Genomic DNA, 2,096 nt, shown 5'->3' on the forward strand with positions numbered 1-2,096 from the left:
CCCCAGCGTCCGCGGCCGCGGCCGCGGCCCCGAGCTTCGGCACGGAGCCAGTGCCATCCGAGCCTGCACCACCGGAGCCGGCGAGCGCGGTCGACCCGGTGTGCGGCATGTCCGTCCCGGCCCTCGAATCGTCCCTGCACCTGGTTCACGAAGGGGCCGCCGTCTACTTCTGCTCGCCCGGCTGCCGGGCCGCCTTCCGCAAAGATCCGGAACGCTATGCCGTTACGACCTGACCCGTTGCGGGCGGAAGGAAGCCCCGGACCCCGGACCGCCGGCATCATCCTGGCCGCGGGCGGTTCCCGGCGCCTGGGCCGGCCGAAGCAGATGCTGCCTTACGGCGGGGGCGTGCTGCTCGATGCCGTCCTGGCGACTGCCCGGGACTGCGCCTTCGGCCAGACGGTGCTGGCCCTGGGCGGCGCAGCGGCCGAGGTGGAGCGCACCGTGGACACCAGCGGCTGCGATGTGGTGCTCAACCCGGACTTCGGCGAAGGGTGCGCGTCCTCGATCGCCACGGCGCTCGCCGTCCTCCATCCGGACACCGGGGCCGTCGTCCTGCTGCTCGGCGATCAGCCCGGTGTCCGGGCCGCGAGCGTCCGGGCAGTGCTTGGCGCCCTGCAGCCCACTTCTGCGCGCGCTGCCGGCATCGCGGTGTGCCGCTACGACGACGGCGTGGGCCACCCGATGGCGTTTGCCCGGCGCCTGCTGCCGGACCTGGCCGCCCTGCACGGGGACAAAGCCGTCTGGAAGCTCCTGGCACAGCGGGCAGACGACGTCGTCGAGGTCCGTACACCCGGCCCCGTCCCCCCGGACGTCGACACCGAAGACGACTACCGGCGCCTCCTTGCCGGGCTGCTGGGGGCCCTATGACGGCGGCGGCGCGGGCCGGCGCGGAGGAGGACGTGCGGCGCCGGGTCCCGGATGTCGGATCGCTGATGGCCGCGCTGGACCGGACCAACTACCTGGCTGACGTCGGACTGGCGACGGCCCTGTTCCTGGCTGTCCGCCTGCCGCAGCCCATCCTGCTCGAGGGCGAGGCGGGAGTCGGGAAGACGGAGGCCGCGAAGGCGCTGGCCGAGCTCCTCAACACCCCGCTGTACCGGCTGCAGTGCTATGAGGGAATCGACGCCGGTGAGGCCCTCTATGAGTGGAACCACCAGCGCCAGCTGCTCGGCATCCGGCTGGCCGAAGTCCGCGACACCGAGGTCACGGAAACGGACCTGTTTGCCTCCCAGTACCTGCTGCGGCGCCCGCTCCTGCAGGCGCTGGAACATCCCGGCCCGCGGCCTGCCGTGCTCCTCCTGGACGAGATCGACCGCGCCGACGCCGAATTCGAGGCTTTCACCTTTGAACTGCTGGCCGAATCCGCCGTCACCATCCCGGAGCTGGGCACAATCCGCGCCACCCATCCCCCCATCGTGATCCTGACCTCCAACCGGACCCGGGACCTTCACGACGCCCTGACCCGCCGCTGCCTGTACCACTGGATCGACTACCCGGGACCCGCCCGGATCGCCGAGATCGTGCGCCGCCGGGTTCCTGCCAGCAGCGGCCCGCTGGCCCTCCAGGCCGCGGCCGTCATCACCCGGCTGCGCACCCTGGACCTCGCCAAGCCGCCCGGGATCTCCGAGGCAATCGACTGGGTCTCGGCCCTGGCCGTGCTGGGGGTGGAGCGGATCGACCCCGGAACCACCGAGCAGACGTGGGGCTCCATCGTCAAGAACCGCGATGACCTCGAACTCGTCGGCGCCCGCGGCGCGGCCTGGCTCGTGGACGGCACCGATGGTTGAAGACAACGGCCCCGCCCAAAACAACAGTGCCACCGATCAGCCGCCTCAGCCGCCACTGGTCGAGGCGGCCGCCTTGTCCGCCGCGTTCGTCACGGCCATCCGGAGGGCCGGCCTGGCGACCTCGCCGGACCGGGCGGCGCGGCTGGCCGAGGCGCTCCACCTGATCCCCCCGGCCCGGCTTGAGCAGCTCTACTGGACCTGCCGCGTGGTGCTCGTGTCCGCCCGCGAAGAAGTGCCCGTGTTCGATGCCGTCTTCGCGGCCGTGTTCCGCGCGAACGCCGCCCCCGCCCGGCCGGGCAGCGTGCCCGG

3 protein-coding genes and 1 pseudogene are annotated in these 2,096 nt (G+C 72.6%); all 4 read left to right on the forward strand.

What is annotated here, in order from left to right:
- A partial coding sequence (locus AC1D1W_RS20565; RefSeq protein WP_476944684.1) for a YHS domain-containing protein occupies window positions 1–233 on the forward strand: 233 nt, incomplete at its 5' end.
- Window positions 217–867, forward strand: coding sequence for a nucleotidyltransferase family protein (locus AC1D1W_RS20570; RefSeq protein ID WP_243177774.1), 651 nt, complete (start codon window positions 217–219; stop codon window positions 865–867). The genes AC1D1W_RS20565 and AC1D1W_RS20570, both read left to right, overlap by 17 nt.
- On the forward strand, window positions 864–1,787 hold the full coding sequence (locus AC1D1W_RS20575) for an AAA family ATPase (protein WP_476944685.1): 924 nt from the start codon (window positions 864–866) through the stop codon (window positions 1,785–1,787). Before AC1D1W_RS20570 ends, AC1D1W_RS20575 begins: the two co-directional genes overlap by 4 nt.
- Window positions 1,780–2,096: pseudogene (locus AC1D1W_RS20580) on the forward strand (vWA domain-containing protein); the annotation flags it as partial. The gene AC1D1W_RS20575 and the pseudogene AC1D1W_RS20580, both read left to right, overlap by 8 nt.

The sequence above is a fragment of the Arthrobacter sp. P1_B4 genome (assembly GCF_056406555.1).

Coding starts and splice junctions, on each gene's coding strand:
- AC1D1W_RS20575 (WP_476944685.1), top strand. CDS start 864: ATGACGGCGGCGGCGCGGGCCGGCGCGGAGGAGGACGTGCGGCGCCGG.
- AC1D1W_RS20570 (WP_243177774.1), top strand. CDS start 217: ATGCCGTTACGACCTGACCCGTTGCGGGCGGAAGGAAGCCCCGGACCC.